At 70.4% G+C, this 15,342-nt stretch carries 13 protein-coding genes; 9 read left to right on the top strand and 4 right to left on the bottom strand.

Annotation, left to right across the window (positions count from 1 at the left end; all coding sequences use genetic code 11):
- Positions 1-3: 3 nt before the first annotated feature.
- The gene (locus tag SAM23877_RS11490; protein WP_079030145.1) at positions 4-861 is read right to left on the bottom strand and encodes a potassium channel family protein; all 858 of its coding nucleotides are present in this window, start codon (positions 859-861) and stop codon (positions 4-6) included.
- Between the two features lie 78 nt (positions 862-939).
- Positions 940-3,696: a pyruvate dehydrogenase (acetyl-transferring), homodimeric type gene (aceE, locus tag SAM23877_RS11485; protein ID WP_053130146.1), complete on the bottom strand. Its 2,757-nt coding sequence runs from the start codon at positions 3,694-3,696 to the stop codon at positions 940-942.
- Positions 3,697-4,082: 386 nt separating this feature from the next.
- Here aceE and SAM23877_RS11480 point away from each other — a divergent pair, with 386 nt between their 5' ends.
- The 6 genes from SAM23877_RS11480 to SAM23877_RS11455 all read left to right on the top strand — a co-directional run bounded on the left by SAM23877_RS11480 (position 4,083) and on the right by SAM23877_RS11455 (position 8,621).
- Positions 4,083-4,520: a DUF3052 domain-containing protein gene (locus SAM23877_RS11480; protein WP_053130143.1), complete on the top strand. Its 438-nt coding sequence runs from the start codon at positions 4,083-4,085 to the stop codon at positions 4,518-4,520.
- A 124-nt stretch (positions 4,521-4,644) separates the two neighbouring features.
- A complete protein-coding gene (locus SAM23877_RS11475) occupies positions 4,645-5,103 on the top strand; it encodes a peroxiredoxin (RefSeq protein WP_053130140.1) in 459 nt (152 codons plus the stop codon).
- Positions 5,104-5,245: 142 nt separating this feature from the next.
- On the top strand, positions 5,246-5,821 hold the full coding sequence (locus tag SAM23877_RS11470; RefSeq protein WP_053130137.1) for a calcium homeostasis/redox stress adaptation protein: 576 nt from the start codon (positions 5,246-5,248) through the stop codon (positions 5,819-5,821).
- A 109-nt stretch (positions 5,822-5,930) separates the two neighbouring features.
- Positions 5,931-6,506 carry a TerD family protein gene (locus tag SAM23877_RS11465; RefSeq protein WP_053130134.1) on the top strand — a complete coding sequence of 192 codons (576 nt, stop codon included), beginning with the start codon at positions 5,931-5,933 and terminating at the stop codon, positions 6,504-6,506.
- A gap of 49 nt (positions 6,507-6,555) precedes the next feature.
- Complete coding sequence (locus SAM23877_RS11460) at positions 6,556-7,698, top strand: DUF475 domain-containing protein (protein WP_053130132.1); 1,143 nt, start codon at positions 6,556-6,558, stop codon at positions 7,696-7,698.
- Positions 7,699-7,883: 185 nt separating this feature from the next.
- Entirely contained in the window at positions 7,884-8,621 is a 738-nt protein-coding gene (locus SAM23877_RS11455) for a TerD family protein (protein WP_053130129.1), read from the top strand.
- Positions 8,622-8,642: 21 nt separating this feature from the next.
- Here SAM23877_RS11455 and SAM23877_RS11450 read toward each other — a convergent pair whose 3' ends face one another.
- A complete protein-coding gene (locus tag SAM23877_RS11450; RefSeq protein ID WP_053130127.1) occupies positions 8,643-9,611 on the bottom strand; it encodes a TerD family protein in 969 nt (322 codons plus the stop codon).
- Between the two features lie 210 nt (positions 9,612-9,821).
- Here SAM23877_RS11450 and SAM23877_RS11445 point away from each other — a divergent pair, with 210 nt between their 5' ends.
- From SAM23877_RS11445 to SAM23877_RS11435, 3 genes are all read left to right on the top strand, one after another.
- Positions 9,822-10,988, top strand: a complete 1,167-nt coding sequence (locus SAM23877_RS11445) for an HpcH/HpaI aldolase/citrate lyase family protein (RefSeq protein ID WP_053130123.1) — start codon at positions 9,822-9,824, stop codon at positions 10,986-10,988.
- Positions 10,989-11,052: 64 nt separating this feature from the next.
- Positions 11,053-13,530, top strand: coding sequence for a phosphoribosyltransferase (locus SAM23877_RS11440; RefSeq protein WP_107408722.1), 2,478 nt, complete (start codon positions 11,053-11,055; stop codon positions 13,528-13,530).
- Positions 13,530-14,342: an HAD family hydrolase gene (locus SAM23877_RS11435; protein WP_053130119.1), complete on the top strand. Its 813-nt coding sequence runs from the start codon at positions 13,530-13,532 to the stop codon at positions 14,340-14,342. Before SAM23877_RS11440 ends, SAM23877_RS11435 begins: the two co-directional genes overlap by 1 nt.
- Here SAM23877_RS11435 and SAM23877_RS11430 read toward each other — a convergent pair.
- The gene (locus SAM23877_RS11430; RefSeq protein ID WP_053142367.1) at positions 14,260-15,105 is read right to left on the bottom strand and encodes a DedA family protein; all 846 of its coding nucleotides are present in this window, start codon (positions 15,103-15,105) and stop codon (positions 14,260-14,262) included. The genes SAM23877_RS11435 and SAM23877_RS11430 overlap by 83 nt on opposite strands.
- Positions 15,106-15,342: the final 237 nt, after the last annotated feature.

The raw sequence follows: 15,342 nt of genomic DNA, 5'->3' as shown, positions 1-15,342 counted from the left end.
TCGCTAATCCGCAGCGTCTGAGGCCGCGGGGACACGGGCCGAGGCGGGAACGGACGCGGGAACGGACGCGGGACCGGGAACGGACGCGGGAGCAGCACCGGCAGGCCCGGGCTCCGCGGCCCGCCTCAGCCCCGCGACCTCCGCGCGCAGGGCCCGCACCTCCTCCGCCAGCGCCCGGATCGCCTCGGTCTGCCGCCGCTCCTCCATGTCGTCCCGCTCGAAGCGCGCGAGGAACCACGCCGCGATGTTCGCCGTCACCACACCGAGCAGGGCGATGCCGGACAGCATCAGGCCGACGGCCAGCAACCGCCCCACGCCGGTGGTCGGCGCGTGGTCCCCGTACCCCACGGTCGTCATCGTGGTGAACGACCACCACAGCGCGTCCCCCAGCGTGCGGATGTTCCCGCCGGGCGCGTCCCGCTCCACGGACAGCACGGCGAGCGAGCCGAACATCAGCAGTCCCACCACCGCCCCGGCGACGTACGTCGTCAGCCGGATCTGCGGGGCCATTCGGGCACGCCGCCCGACCAGCAGCAGGGTGGAGACCAGCCGCAGCAGCCGCAGCGGCTGGAGCATCGGCAGCGCCACCGCGCACAGGTCCAGCCAGTGCGTACGGACGAACCGCCGGCGGTTCTCGCTGAGCACCAGCCGCACCACGTAGTCCACGACGAAGGCCGCCCACACCAGCCACTCCGCCAGCACGCACGCCCGGGTCAGGGACCCGCTCGCGGAACTGTTCACGATGGGAACCGCGTACGCCACGGCGAACAGCACGGCCAGCGCCAGCAGCGGCCGCTGGGTGCGCCGCTCCCAACGTTCCCGTGCCGTCCGCCCCTCGATGCCCTCGCCCGTACGCGTCATCCCCGCATCGTAGGGAGCCCGGAGGCCGCCCGGGGCGGCGGAGTCGGAACCCCGCCGCCCCGGACGCCGTGCCCGCGCCTAGGCGTCCCCGCCGGCCACGCCCGGGTCGGCCGCCGTCACATCGAGCAGCCGGTACCGGTCCACCGCCTGCTTCAGCACCGACCGGTCGACCTTCCCCTCCCGCGCCAGTTCGCTCAGCACTCCCACCACGATCGACTCCGCGTCGATGTGGAAGAACCGCCGCGCCGCACCGCGCGTGTCCGCGAAGCCCCACCCGTCCGCGCCCAGCGACTGGTACGTGCCCGGCACCCAGCGCGCGATCTGGTCCGGAACCGCCCGCATCCAGTCGGAGACCGCCACGAACGGGCCCTGCGCACCGGCCAGCTTGCGCGTCACGTACGGGACGCGCTGCTCCTCCTCGGGGTGGAGCAGGTTGTGCTCCTCACAGGCCACCGCGTCGCGCCGCAGCTCGTTCCAGGAGGTCGCCGACCAGACGTCGGCCCGTACGTCCCACTCCTCGGCGAGGATCCGCTGCGCCTGAACGGCCCACGGCACCGCGACACCGGACGCCATGATCTGCGCCGGGATCGAACCGCCCGTGGCCTCGCTGAAGCGGTGGATGCCCTTGAGGATGCCCTCGACGTCCACGTTCTCGGGCTCGGCCGGGTGCCGGATCGGCTCGTTGTAGACGGTGAGGTAGTAGAAGACGTCCTCGCCGTGCGGGTGCTGCTCGTCCCCGCCGTACATCCGGCGCAGCCCGTCCTTGACGATGTGCGCGATCTCGAAGCCGAAGGCGGGGTCGTACGCCACGCACGCCGGGTTCGTCGAGGCCAGCAGCTGCGAGTGGCCGTCCGCGTGCTGCAACCCCTCACCGGTCAGGGTCGTACGGCCCGCGGTCGCGCCCAGCACGAAACCGCGCGCCAACTGGTCGCCCATCTGCCAGAACTGGTCACCGGTGCGCTGGAAACCGAACATCGAGTAGAAGACGTACACCGGGACGAGCGGCTCGCCGTGCGTGGCGTACGCCGATCCCGCCGCGATCAGCGAGGCCGTGCAGCCCGCCTCCGAGATGCCGTCGTGCAGCATCTGCCCGGTCGGCGCCTCCTTGTAGGCGAGCAGCAGCTCCCGGTCCACCGACTCGTACTGCTGCCCGAGCGGGTTGTAGATCTTCGCACTCGGGAAGAAGGAGTCCATGCCGAACGTGCGGTACTCGTCCGGCGCGATCAACACGAACCGTTTGCCGAGCTCCTTGTCCCGCATGAGGTCCTTCAGCAGCCGCACGAAGGCCATCGTCGTGGCGATGGACTGCTGGCCGGACCCCTTCTTCACGGTCGCGTACGTCTTGTCGTCCGGCAGCGCGAGCGGCTTCGACCGCACGACGCGGGTCGGGACGTAGCCGCCGAGCCCCAGCCGGCGGTCGTGCATGTACTGGATCTCCTCCGTGTCCCGCCCGGGGTGGTAGTACGGCGGCGGGCCGGACTCCAGCTCCTTGTCGGAGATCGGCAGGTGCAGCCGGTCGCGGAAGCGCTTGAGGTCGTCGACCGTCAGCTTCTTCATCTGGTGCGTGGCGTTGCGGCCCTCGAAGTTCGGCCCCAGCGTCCAGCCCTTGATCGTCTTGGCGAGGATGACCGTCGGCTGGCCCTTGTGCTCCAGGGCCGCCTTGTACGCCGCGTAGATCTTCCGGTGGTCGTGACCGCCGCGGCCCAGGTGCAGGATCTGGTCGTCGGTCATGTTCTCGACCATCGCGCGCAGCCGGTGGTCGTCGCCGAAGAAGTGGTCGCGGATGTAGGCGCCGGACTCGGTGGCGTACGTCTGGAACTGCCCGTCCGGGGTGGTGTTCATCCGGTTGACCAGCACGCCGTCGCGGTCCTGCGCGAGCAGCGGGTCCCAGGTGCGGTCCCACACCAGCTTGATCACGTTCCAGCCGGCGCCCCGGAAGACCGACTCCAGCTCCTGGATGATCTTGCCGTTGCCGCGCACCGGGCCGTCCAGGCGCTGGAGGTTGCAGTTGACGACGAAGGTCAGGTTGTCCAGGCCCTCGCGGGCGGCGATGGAGAGCTGGCCCAGCGACTCGGGCTCGTCCATCTCGCCGTCGCCGAGGTAGGCCCACACGTGCGAGCGCGAGGTGTCCGCGATCCCGCGCGCGTGCATGTAGCGGTTCATCCGCGCCTGGTAGATCGCCCCGATCGGGCCGAGACCCATCGAGACCGTCGGGAACTCCCAGAAGTCCGGCATCGACCGGGGGTGCGGGTACGACGACAGCATCTTCGGCGCCTTGGACTTCTCCTGCCGGAAGCCGTCCAGGTGCTCCTCGTCGAGCCGGTCCAGCAGGTAGGCGCGGGCGTAGATGCCCGGCGAGGCGTGGCCCTGGAAGAAGACCTGGTCACCGCCGTCACCGTCGTCCTTGCCGCGGAAGAAATGGTTGAAGCCCACGTCGTACAGGGACGCCGAGGAGGCGAAGGTCGCGATGTGGCCGCCGACGCCGATGCCGGGCCGCTGGGCACGCGAGACCATGACCGCCGCGTTCCAGCGGGTCGCGTTGAGGATCTTGCGCTCGATCTCCTCGTTGCCCGGGAAGAACGGCTCGCTCTTGGTCGGGATGGTGTTGACGTAGTCCGTGCTGCGCATCTCGGGCACGGCCACGCGCTTCTCACGGGCCCGCTCGATCAGCCGCAGCATCAGGTAGCGGGCCCGCTCCCTGCCGCGCTCGTCGACGGCGGCGTCGAGGGAGTCGAGCCACTCCTGGGTCTCCTCGGGGTCGAAGTCGGGGACCTGACTCGGGAGGCCGCCAATGATGATCGGGCTGCGATCACTGCGATCGGATGCGGAAGCCACGCTGTTCCTTCGCTGTCAGAGGGCCACTTTGCCGGGTGTCTGCGCCGATTCCCCGCCGATTCACCATCGTGTACCTCGCGGGGGCAAACGTCATCTGTACCGTGGGGTAACCGGTTCCCCCATGGGGATCGGGGGCACGTTCATTCGAGTCTCGTACCCACACGTGGTTCCCAAATACGCAAACGGGGCAGATAGGTGTGGTGTACGTCACCTTTGGTCTGGACGGCATGGCTGGAGTTGCGGCGACACGGCCGGGATCGTCACCGTTTCGGCGGTCCCAGTCGCCGGGTACTTGCGCGATCCGTCCCGCCCGTGTGGACTACGGCCAATGCTTCGCGCACGCGCGTGGCTGAGATATTCACCAAGACATGATCAGGAGGCAACCCGTGAGCGCGACCGCGGACCACGCGGAGGAGCGGACGAACCCTGCCGCCAGGCTGGGTTTCCAGCCCGGGCAGGTGGTCCAGGAGATCGGCTACGACGACGACGTCGACCAGGAGCTCCGCGAGGCCATTGAGGGCGCCGTCGAGGGCGAGCTGGTGGACGAGGACTACGAGGACGTGGCCGATGCCGTCGTGCTGTGGTTCCGTGACGACGACGGCGACCTGACGGATGCGCTGGTGGATGCCACCACGTACATCGAAGAGGGCGGGTCGATCCTCCTTCTGACGCCGAAGACCGGCCGGTCTGGGTACGTCGAGGCCAGTGACATCTCGGAAGCCGCGACGACGGCCGGACTGACGGCGTCCAAGAGCGTCAGCGTCGGCAAGGACTGGAGCGGCAGCCGACTGGCGACGCCCAAGGCCGCCAAGTCCAAGCGGTAGCCGGCCGGGCTCCGCACCACCCCGACTCCGGACGGGCCGACCGCCGTCGGCCCGTCCGTGGGTCCGTGACGGTCCCTGCGTAGGGTGTTTCCAGCGAACCATCCTCGGAAGGGACGAACAGGACATGACGATCCAGGTCGGCGAGAAGGCCCCCGACTTCGAACTCAAGGACAACCACGGCGCGACCGTCCGGCTGTCCGACTTCCGCGGCCGCAAGAACGTCGTGCTGCTCTTCTACCCCTTCGCCTTCACCGGTGTGTGCACCGGCGAGCTGTGCGAGGTGCGCGACAACCTTCCGCAGTTCTCCGACCGCGACACCCAGGTGCTCGCCGTGTCCAACGACTCCATCCACACCCTGCGCGTCTTCTCCGAGCAGGAGCGCCTGGAGTACCCGCTGCTGTCCGACTTCTGGCCGCACGGCAACGTCTCGCGCGCCTACGGCGTCTTCGACGAGGACAAGGGGTGCGCCGTCCGCGGCACCTTCATCATCGACCGGGAGGGCGTCGTCCGCTGGACCGTGCGCAACGGCCTGCCGGACGCCCGCGACCTGACCGAGTACGTGAAGGCGCTCGACTCCCTCTGATCGGCACCGACTCCGGTCGACACCGAGCGATTCGTCGGTCCCAGGGCCTGCGGGGGGCGGGAACCCGTCACTAGGATCGAATCGTTGATCCGATATCCACGCACTACGGGGCTCCCCGCCCCTGGACACCAATGGAGGACCCGTGGGAGTCAGCCTCAGCAAGGGCGGCAACGTTTCGCTGACCAAGGAGGCCCCCGGCCTCACCGCGGTCATCGTCGGTCTGGGGTGGGACATCCGCACCACGACCGGTACCGACTTCGACCTCGACGCCAGCGCGCTGCTGCTGAACAGCGGCGGCAAGGTCGCCAGCGACGCGCACTTCATCTTCTTCAACAACCTGAAGAGCCCGGACGGATCGGTCGAGCACACCGGTGACAACCTCACCGGTGAGGGCGAGGGCGACGACGAGCAGATCAAGATCGACCTCGCCACCGTCCCCGCCGACGTCGAGAAGATCACCTTCCCGGTCTCGATCTACGACGCCGAGAACCGCCAGCAGTCCTTCGGCCAGGTGCGCAACGCGTTCATCCGCGTCGTCAACCAGGCCGGCGGCGCCGAGATCGCCCGGTACGACCTCAGCGAGGACGCCTCCACCGAGACCGCCATGGTCTTCGGTGAGCTGTACCGGCACGGTGCGGAGTGGAAGTTCCGCGCCATCGGCCAGGGCTACGCCTCGGGCCTGCGCGGCATCGCGCAGGACTTCGGCGTGAACGTCTGAGTCACCGCTACGTCCGGGGCGACAGCCCCGACCGTCCGGCGCCGCACGGTTTACGTGCGGCGCCGGACGCGCAGGAAACCCGAGAACCATCACCCGGGGAGGGATCACCATGGGCGTCACGCTTGCCAAGGGAGGCAACGTCTCCCTGTCCAAGGCCGCACCGAACCTCACACAGGTACTGGTCGGGCTGGGCTGGGACGCGCGTTCCACGACCGGAGCACCCTTCGACCTGGACGCCAGCGCACTGGTGTGCAGCAGCGGCCGGGTGCTCGGCGACGAGTGGTTCGTCTTCTACAACCAGCTCAAGAGCCCGGACGGATCGGTCGAGCACACCGGCGACAACCTCACCGGTGAGGGTGACGGTGACGACGAGTCGGTGCTGGTCGACCTCTCGGCGGTGCCGGCCCACTGCGACAAGATCGTCTTTCCGGTCTCGATCCACATGGCCGACGAGCGGGGCCAGACCTTCGGCCAGGTCAGCAACGCCTTCATCCGGGTCGTCAACCAGGCCGACGGCCAGGAGCTCGCCCGGTACGACCTCAGCGAGGACGCTTCCACGGAGACCGCGATGATCTTCGGTGAGCTCTACCGTTACCAGGGTGAATGGAAGTTCCGCGCGGTGGGGCAGGGGTACGCGTCGGGGCTCCGGGGCATCGCTCTAGACTTCGGAGTCAACGTTTCGTAAAGCCGCGTACGGCGCGGGGGAGCCCCGTACACATACGATTGGGTAGCCAGTGGTTCTGAAAACCTTCGGGTGGTCGTTCGCGGTCACCGCGCTCGGCCTGGTGGCCGCGGTCTTCTACGGGGGGTGGGCCGCCTTCGGCGTCGTGGCGATCCTGTCCGTCCTGGAGATCTCGCTGTCCTTCGACAACGCGGTGGTCAACGCCGGGATCCTGAAGAAGATGAATGCCTTCTGGCAGAAGATCTTCCTCACCATCGGCATTCTGATCGCCGTCTTCGGTATGCGCCTGGTCTTCCCGGTCGTGATCGTCGCGATCAGCGCGTCGCTCGGGCCGATCGAGGCCGTCGACCTCGCGCTCACCGACAAGGACCGCTACCAGGAGCTGGTGACGGACGCCCATCCGTCGATCGCCGCCTTCGGTGGCATGTTCCTCCTGATGATCTTCCTCGACTTCATCTTCGAGGACCGGGAGATCAAGTGGCTCGCTCCGCTGGAGCGCGCGCTGGCCAAGCTCGGCAAGGTCGACATGCTGTCGGTCTGCATCGCCCTGATCGTGCTGCTGGTCTCCGCCATCACCTTCGGCGCACACGCCCACCAGCACGGCGGCACGCACGCCGACAAGGCCGAGACGGTCCTGCTCTCCGGTATCGCCGGTCTGATCACCTATCTGGTCGTCGGCGGCCTCTCCGGGTTCTTCGAGGACAAGCTCGAGGAGGAAGAGGAGCGCGAGCACGAGGCCGAGGAGCAGGCCGAGCGCGCCGGCAAGCCCAAGTCGGCCGTCAAGCTGGCCGGCAAGGCGGCGTTCTTCATGTTCCTCTACCTGGAGGTCCTGGACGCGTCGTTCTCCTTCGACGGCGTCATCGGCGCCTTCGCCATCACCAACGACATCGTCCTGATGGCCCTCGGCCTCGGCATCGGCGCCATGTACGTCCGGTCCCTGACGGTCTACCTGGTCCGCGAGGGCACCCTCGACGACTACGTCTACCTGGAGCACGGCGCCCACTACGCCATCGGCGCCCTCGCCGCCGTCCTCCTGGTGACCATCCAGTACGAGATCAACGAGTTCATCACCGGCATGATCGGCGTCGTCCTGATCGGCGCCTCCTTCTGGTCCTCGGTCCGCCGCAACAAGCGGCTCGCCGCGGCCGGGGGCGACGGCGGCAAGGAGAAGGCGGAGGTCTCCTCCGGGGTGTGAAAGCCTGCTCTCTCCGGGCCGGGTTCACCCCCGGTGCGCCTGCTCCGTTGGTGTGAACAGGGCCCGGACGAGGAACGCTCTGTGCGGGGCGGCCGACGAGGACGATTCCTCGGGGCCGCCCCGTCGGCGGTCTGCGTCAGCGGTCTGTGTCGGCGTTCGACGGTCGAGTGAAGGTGGGGGCGGGAATGGGCTTCTTTGACGGGCTGTGGCGCGGTCGCGAGAACGAGTTCGACTCGGGCAGCGCGGCGAGCAACTCCATCCAGCTGACGAAACGGCACAGCCAGGTCTCCCTGGACCGGCAGGGCGCGGCGACCGGCAACCTGCGGGTCAACCTCACCTGGCGGATGCGGACCTCGGACATCATGGGCTCGCAGCGCGAGAGCCTGCTGCGGCACCCCTTCAAGGCGCTCAAGCCCCCCGAGGTCATCGGCCACAGCCAGAGCATGGTCAACGTCGACCTCGACCTCGGCTGTCTCTACGAGCTCCAGGACGGCACCCGCGGGGTCGTCCAGCCGCTCGGCGGATTCCTGGGCGACGTCAACGCCCCGCCGTACGTCAAGCTCAGCGGCGACGACCGGTTCGGCTCCGCCTCCGGCGAGACGATCTACGTCAACCTCGACCACAAGGACGCCATCAAGCGGCTCCTGCTCTTCGCCTACATCTACGACCAGACCCCGGCCTTCGACCGGACCCACGCCATCGTCACGCTGTACCCGAGCAACGGCCCGCGCATCGAGATAGGCCTCGACGAGCGTCACCCGCAGGCCCGGTCCTGCGCCGTGGTGATGATCGAGAACGTGAAGGGCGAGATGTTCGTCCGCCGCGAGGTGAAGTTCGTGTACGGCTTCCAGGGCGAGCTGGACCGGCTGTACGGGTGGGGCCTGCAATGGGGCCGGGGACACAAGAGCAAGGCCGAGCGCTGACGCCCGGCCCTGCCGCGGCGGCTAGCGTCCGACGAACTGGGGGCCCTGCGGCGGCAGCCGGAAATCCGGGTCAGGCGCCCCGGTGGCCGGCGGCGGGTAGCCGTAGCCGGCCTGCGCACCGCTGACCCCCGCGGCGGCGGGCGCCTGCGGATATCCGTAGGCCGGCCGGCCGGTCGGCTGCGGATAGCCGTAGGCCGGCTGGGCCGCCGGCGGCTGCTGCGGATAGCCGTAGGCGGGCTGGGCCGGTACCCCCGTGGGCCGCTCGGGCGGCAGCGGACGCGAGACCTCCGGGAGGGGCTGCACGGTCGTCGGCTCGTCCGGACCGGCGGTCGGCGGGACGGGCGCGGCCTGCGCGGGGGTGGGCCGCGGGGGAGCGGACCGGTCCTGGTCGGACGTGTGCGGGGACGACGCGGGCCGCGGGGCCGACATGGGGTCGCCCGCCCCCTCCGACTCGTCCACCGAAATGCCGAAGTCGGTCGCCAGGCCCTTGAGTCCGTTCGAATAGCCCTCGCCCAGCGCCCGGAACTTCCAGCCCTCCCCGCGCCGGTACAGCTCGCCGCAGATCAGCGCCGTCTCCTGGCCCGTCTCCGGCTTGACGTCGAAGTACGCCAGCGGTTCCGCGTCGGCGGCCGAGGCGTCGTACAGCAGGATGCGCAGGGAACGGACCCGGTCGAAGGAGACGCCGTCCGCCGACGCGACCAGCAGGATCCGGCCCACCGCGGCCTCGACCCCGGTCAGGTCTGTCTGGATCGTGTCGGTCAGGTCCTCGGCGACCCGCTTCTTGCCCAGCCGCCAGACCTGGCCCGAGGGATGCCGGGGCTGGTTGTAGAAGACGAAGTCCTCATCGGAGCGCACGCGGTCGTCCGGCCCCAGGAGCAACGCGGAGGCGTCGACGTCGGGGACCCCCTGCCCGGGCGCCCAGCGCAGTACGGCGCGTACCGTTGTGGCTTGCAGCGGGACGTTCGACCCCTTCAGCATCGCGTGCGTCATACCGTCATCCTGCCCTCTCGGTCCTGGTCACGACAATGTGGGGGGCGGGTACTCGGGGTCGTGTCGTCTCACCCCGGTCGCCGCCGTCGACACGACCGGGTTACCTGGAATTCATGCCCGGTGGGAACCTCCGACATGGATACGTACGTACTATTACCGGCCACCTTCGGACAGTTCGCAGGTCGCCCAGACACTAGCGGGGGAGTTCTCATGCGTCATTTCGGGCAGATTGCCCCCGAAGTGCGGAAGCGCCTCTTCCACAAGGAGCCCTGCACCTTCACGGCGGACTCGCCGGCCCGGCTGCTGGCCGCGGCCCTGGGCGCCACGCTCTACAGTCCGGCCACCCGGCCCAGACTGGCCGACGACATCCTCAAGCAGGGCGCCGGCGGCGTGGTCTCGATGGTGCTGTGCCTGGAGGACTCGATCGACGACGCCGACGTACCGGTCGGCGAGGAGAACCTCGTCCGTCAGCTCACGGACCTGGCGGAACGTCCCGGCGCCGACGTCCCCCTGCTGTTCGTCCGGGTCCGCACCCCCGAGCAGATCCCCGACCTCGTACGGCGCCTCGGCCCCGCGGTGCGGCTGCTGTCGGGATTCGTGCTGCCGAAGTTCACCGAGGAACGCGGCGTGCCCTTCCTGGAGGCGCTCTCCACCGCCGAGGCGGCCTGTGACCGCAGGCTCTTCGCCATGCCCGTGCTGGAGTCGCCCGACCTGCTGTACCGGGAGTCCCGTGTGCAGACGCTGGAGGGCATCTTCCGCGCCGTCGACAAGTACCGCGACCGGGTGCTCGCCCTGCGTCTCGGCGTGACCGACTTCTGCTCCTCCTACGGGCTGCGCAGAGGCCCCGACATGACGGCGTACGACATCCAGATCGTCGCCTCCGTGATCGCCGACGTGGTGAACATGCTGGCCCGGGTCGACGGCACCGGATTCACGGTGACCGGACCGGTCTGGGAGTACTTCCGCGTCCAGGAGCGGATGTTCAAACCGCAGCTGCGGCAGAGCCCCTTCCTGGAGGGCCAGGCCGTCGCACTGCGCCAGAAGCTGATCGAACACTCCATGGACGGTCTGCTGCGGGAGATCTCCCTGGACCGCGCCAACGGCCTGCTGGGCAAGACCTGCATCCACCCCTCGCACGTGCTGCCCGTGCACGCGCTCTCCGTCGTCAGCCACGAGGAGTTCAGCGACGCCCAGGACATCCTGCGGCCGGAACGCTGCGGTGGGGGTGTCCTGCGGTCGGCCTACACGAACAAGATGAACGAGGTGAAGCCCCACCGCGCCTGGGCCGAACGGACGCTGCTGCGCGCCGAGGTCTTCGGGGTGGCCAACGAGGACATCGGCTTCGTGGAACTGCTCGCCGCCGGACTGGCCGAATGAACGCAAGGAATCCATGACCGACGCAAGGACCCATGCCGCGGTGGACAACGGGAGGCACGAGTACATGACGGAGAGGGCGCGCGCCGAGGGGCGGGCCGAGGTCTGGTCCGGGAGCTGGGTGGCCGAGCGGCTCGGCGTCGAACTCGCGGGCGACGACACGCTGACCGGCCTGCTGGGCCTCGCCCTGCGCCGCAACCCCAAGCGGGCGCACCTGCTCGTCTCGAACGTGCTCGGCAAGCACGTCCCGCAGTCGCCCTCCGTGGTGTACGGCCACGGCGTCGCCCTCGGCCGGCGCGTCCGTGACCTGCTCGGCGACGAGGAGGCCGAGAGGGCCGTCGTCCTCGGCTACGCGGAGACCGCCACCGGCCTCGGCCACTCGGTCGCCGACGGCCTCGGGCCGGCCCCGTACCTGCACTCCACCCGCCGTCCGGTCGCCGGGGTCGCCCGGGCGGGCGGCTTCGAGGAGTCCCACTCGCACGCGACCTCGCACCTGCTGCTGCCCGAGGATCCGGCGCTGCTGGCCGGGGACGGGGCGCTGGTCCTCGTCGACGACGAGTTCTCCACCGGCAACACGGTGCTCAACACCGTGCGCGCCCTGCACGAGCGCTACCCCCGCGAGCGGTACGTCGTGGTGGCCCTGGTCGACATGCGCTCGCCCGCCGACGCGGGCCGGCTGGAGGAGTTCGCCCGCGAGATCGGCGCCCGCGTCGACCTGGTGACGGCCGCCTCGGGCACGGTCCGGCTGCCGCCGGGGGTGCTGGACAAGGGGCGGGAACTGGTCGCGCGGTACGAGGACGAGGGGACGCGCGCGGGTGCCGGCGCCGATGCCGGAGGAGTCGCCGGCCGCGTCGCCCGCGTCGACCTGCGCTGGCCCGACGGGGTCCCCGACGGCGGGCGGCACGGCTTCACGGCCGCCCACCGGGAGCGGCTGGAGAACGCGCTGCCGGACATGGCGGCGCGGATCGCCGGGGCACTGCCCACGGGCGCCCGCCGTGTGCTCGTCCTCGGTTTCGAGGAGCTGATGTACGCCCCGCTGCGCCTGGCCCACGCGCTGGAGCGGACCGTCGACGCCGAGGTGCGCTACTCCACCACCACCCGCTCTCCCGTCCTCGCGGTCGACGACCCCGGCTACGCGATACGTACCCGCCTGGTCTTCCCCGCGCACGACGACCCGGCCGACGGCCCCGGCGAGCGCTACGCCTACAACGTCGCGGGCGGCGGCTTCGACGCCGTGGTCGCCGTCGTCGACTCGGCCGCCGACACCCCCGCCCTGCACGCCTGTGACGGACTGCCGGCCCGGCTCGCCGCCCATGTCCCGCACGTCCTGCTCGCGGTCGTCCCGTCGTACGTCCCGCGGACCCCGCACGCCTCCGAAAGGCCCTCCATGCTGTCCGAGCCCCTGCGCGGCCCCGACTTCTCCTCGTACGCGGCCGACGAGGTCGGCTGGCTGCTCCAGGACCTGTCGGACGTGACGCTCGAGGCGCCGACCGAGGAGCGCGAGGAGGCCATCCAGAGCGGCGGCGCGCACTACGCGGAGTCGCTGCCCGTGGAGTACCAGCCCAGCGAGCAGTACCAGGAGCTGTTCCACGCGGCGCTGGCGACGTCCGCCGCCCGGCTGGCCCGCGCCGTCGGCGCCGTCACCGAGATCGTGCTCACCGAACGCTCGCCCCGCCCCGTGCTGGTCTCCCTCGCCCGCGCGGGCACACCCGTCGGCATCCTGATGCGCCGCTGGGCGCGGTTCCGTCACGGCCTCGACCTCCCCCACTACGCCGTGTCGATCGTCCGGGGCCGCGGCATCGACGCCAACGCCCTGCGCTGGCTGGCCGGCCGTCACGACCCCGCCGACGTCGTCTTCGTGGACGGCTGGACCGGCAAGGGCGCCATCACCCGTGAACTCGCCGCCGCCCTGCGCGCCTTCGAGGCCTCCGACGGCATCACCGGCTTCGACCCCGAGATCGCCGTCCTGGCCGACCCCGGTTCCTGCGTACGCACCTACGGCACCCGCGACGACTTCCTCATCCCCTCCGCCTGCCTCAACTCCACCGTCTCCGGGCTGATCTCGCGCACCGTGCTCCGCGCCGACCTGGTCGGCCCGCACGACTTCCACGGCGCGAAGTTCTACCGCGAACTCGCCGGCGCCGACCTGTCGACGGCGTTCCTCGACGCCGTCTCCGCCCGGTTCCCGGACGTCGCCGACACGGTCGACGCCCAGACCAAGGAGCTGCTGGCCGCCGACCGCACGCCCACCTGGGAGGGCTGGGCCGCCGTCGAGCGCATCAGCGAGGAGTACGGCATCCACGACGTGAACCTCGTCAAGCCCGGCGTCGGCGAGACCACCCGCGTGATGCTGCGCCGCGTGCCGTGGAAGGTGCTCGCGCGAGCCGGCGCGGGCGCCGACCTGGACCACGTGCGCCTGCTGGCCGAACAACGGGGCGTACCCGTGGAGGAGAGCGCAGACCTCCCCTACACCTGCGTAGGGCTGATCCACCCCAAGTACACGCGGGGCGCGACCGGCGCCGACGGCAAGGCGGTGGCGCTCTGATGCCGGTACTCGTCGCGAGCGACCTCGACCGCACGCTCATCTACTCCGCCGCCGCCCTGGGGCTGACCATGCCCGACCTGAGGGCACCGCGGCTGCTGTGCGTGGAGGTCTACGAGAGCAGACCCCTCTCCTACATGACGGAGACGGCGGCCCGGCTGCTGACCGACCTCGGTGACGCGGCGGTGTTCGTGCCGACCACCACCCGGACCCGCAAGCAGTACCAGCGCATCAACCTCCCCGGCCCCCCGTCGAAGTACGCGATCTGCGCCAACGGCGGGCACCTGCTGGTGGACGGCGTCTCCGACCCGGACTGGCACGCGCGGGTGACCGCACGGCTGGCCGACGAGTGCGCCTCGCTGGCCGAGGTCCGCGACCACCTCATGCACACCGCCGACCCCTTGTGGGTACGCAAGCACCGGGTCGCCGAGGACCTCTTCGCCTACCTCGTCGTCGAGCGGGAGCTGCTCCCCGAGGAGTGGGTGAAGGAACTCGCCGTGTGGGCCGAGAACCGCGGCTGGACGGTGTCCCTCCAGGGCCGCAAGATCTACGCCGTCCCGAAGCCGCTCACCAAGAGCGCCGCCGTGCGCGAGGTCGCCCGCCGCACCGGCGCGGATCTCACCCTCGCCGCCGGCGACTCTCTCCTCGACGCCGACCTGCTCCTCGTCGCGGACCGCGGATGGCGCCCCGGCCACGGGGAGCTGGCCGACTCCGACTGGACGGCCCCGGCGATCAGCGCCTTGCCCGAGCGCGGTGTGCTGGCCGGTGAGCGGATCCTGCGGGAGTTCCTGCACGCGGCGCGTCCGGCCCGCTGACCCCGGCGTCCCGGCCGGCGGCGTCCTGGTCCCCGGCACCGTCACCGGTGCCGGAGCGGTCGTCGTCGTCGGCCGGGCGGCGTACGTCCTGCCCGCGGCCTCGTCCGTCGCCCCGCCTGCGGTGACCGGCGCCCGGGCGCATCAGTCGCATGCCGACGAAGACCAGCAGCGCCAGGGCGGCGACCGCGAGGATCACCTTCGAGTACGTGGAGGCGATGCCGGACACCTGGGACCAGTTGTCCCCGAGCGCGTAACCCGCGAGCACGAACACGGTGTTCCAGATCGCACTGCCCAGCGTGGTCAGGCCGAGGAAGACGGGCAGCCGCATCCGCTCCACACCCGCCGGTACGGAGATCAGGCTGCGGAAGATCGGGATCATCCGGCCGAAGAAGACGGCCTTGGTCCCGTGCTTCAGGAACCACGCCTCCGTCTTCTCGATGTCGGACACCTTCACCAGCGGCAGCTTGCCCGCGATCGCCACCGTCCGGTCCCGGCCGAGCAGGGCGCCGATCCCGTACAGCGCGAGCGCGCCGATCACCGAGCCCGCCGTCGTCCACAGCAGGACGGCGATCAGGTTCATCCGGCCGGAACTGGCCGCGAACCCGGCGAGCGGCAGGATCACCTCGCTCGGCAGGGGAGGGAAGAGGTTCTCCAGAGCGATGGCCAGGCCGGCGCCCGGCGCGCCCAGCCCGTCCATGAGGTCGTTGATCCACTCCGGTGCCGCACCGCTGCCCGCGGCCGTCTGCACTGCGCTGGCTGTCATGCCGACCACGCTAGGAAACCGCAGCTGAAGGGAGCCTGAGGACGGCCGCGAGACCTACTGCCGCAACCGACGGCCGGGGCGAGGACGCCGACGGCCGGGATCGGCCTCGGGTGCGGCACCTTCGGGCTGTACGGCATGGAGGACTCCGGTTCGATCGGCCTCGGCGGTTGGACGGCTTCCCTCTCGTGTTCCTCGCCGTGCCGGGATTATTCGGCGGGGTGGAACCGGAGGGTGAGC

This window comes from Streptomyces ambofaciens ATCC 23877 (assembly GCF_001267885.1).
GTDB lineage: Bacteria > Actinomycetota > Actinomycetes > Streptomycetales > Streptomycetaceae > Streptomyces > Streptomyces ambofaciens.
This window is presented reverse-complemented; position numbering and strand designations above follow the sequence as displayed.

What these genes read in the sequence shown, in the direction of transcription:
- SAM23877_RS11440 (WP_107408722.1), top strand. Translation starts at nt 11,053, where the DNA reads ATGACGGAGAGGGCGCGCGCCGAGGGGCGGGCCGAGGTCTGGTCCGGG.
- SAM23877_RS11465 (WP_053130134.1), top strand. Translation starts at nt 5,931, where the DNA reads ATGGGCGTCACGCTTGCCAAGGGAGGCAACGTCTCCCTGTCCAAGGCC.
- SAM23877_RS11455 (WP_053130129.1), top strand. Translation starts at nt 7,884, where the DNA reads ATGGGCTTCTTTGACGGGCTGTGGCGCGGTCGCGAGAACGAGTTCGAC.
- SAM23877_RS11430 (WP_053142367.1), bottom strand. Translation starts at nt 15,105, where the DNA reads ATGACAGCCAGCGCAGTGCAGACGGCCGCGGGCAGCGGTGCGGCACCG.
- SAM23877_RS11450 (WP_053130127.1), bottom strand. Translation starts at nt 9,611, where the DNA reads ATGACGCACGCGATGCTGAAGGGGTCGAACGTCCCGCTGCAAGCCACA.
- SAM23877_RS11435 (WP_053130119.1), top strand. Translation starts at nt 13,530, where the DNA reads ATGCCGGTACTCGTCGCGAGCGACCTCGACCGCACGCTCATCTACTCC.
- SAM23877_RS11475 (WP_053130140.1), top strand. Translation starts at nt 4,645, where the DNA reads ATGACGATCCAGGTCGGCGAGAAGGCCCCCGACTTCGAACTCAAGGAC.
- SAM23877_RS11445 (WP_053130123.1), top strand. Translation starts at nt 9,822, where the DNA reads ATGCGTCATTTCGGGCAGATTGCCCCCGAAGTGCGGAAGCGCCTCTTC.
- SAM23877_RS11490 (WP_079030145.1), bottom strand. Translation starts at nt 861, where the DNA reads ATGACGCGTACGGGCGAGGGCATCGAGGGGCGGACGGCACGGGAACGT.